This is a genomic window from Streptomyces sp. URMC 126 (assembly GCF_051386555.1).
Lineage (GTDB): Bacteria > Actinomycetota > Actinomycetes > Streptomycetales > Streptomycetaceae > Streptomyces.
Genome location: NZ_JBPQTX010000793.1, coordinates 1 through 282, shown reverse-complemented (window position 1 = coordinate 282; position 282 = coordinate 1). Strand labels below are relative to the sequence as shown.

1 protein-coding gene is annotated in these 282 nt (G+C 71.3%); it reads right to left on the bottom strand.

Features of this window, described 5'->3' with window-relative positions:
- Nucleotides 1–247: hypothetical protein (locus ACSNOK_RS33950; RefSeq protein WP_436784593.1), on the bottom strand; the 247-nt coding region annotated here is incomplete at its 3' end.
- Nucleotides 248–282: the final 35 nt, after the last annotated feature.

The following is a 282-nucleotide window of genomic DNA, read 5'->3' as shown; positions in this document are numbered from 1 at the left end:
GGCGCGCGGCCCGCCGCTGGGCCGTACTCCACACATACGGGCAGAGCTCCCGGGTCACATCCAGCGAGGCCGCCCGAAATGCCTGGAGCCATGCCTCCTGGACGATTTCCTCGGCCACCTCGCGCTGGAGGCCCCACCGGCGCAGCCGGTGGACCAGGTGGTGGTGATGGCGCTGGTGGGCCTCGTCGAACAGGCGCTGCCGCGCGCCGTCAGGGCCTGGTGACGGCTCGCCCCGATCGCTGCTCACCACAGCCGATACTTTTCCGCTTCACCCTGGGGGGA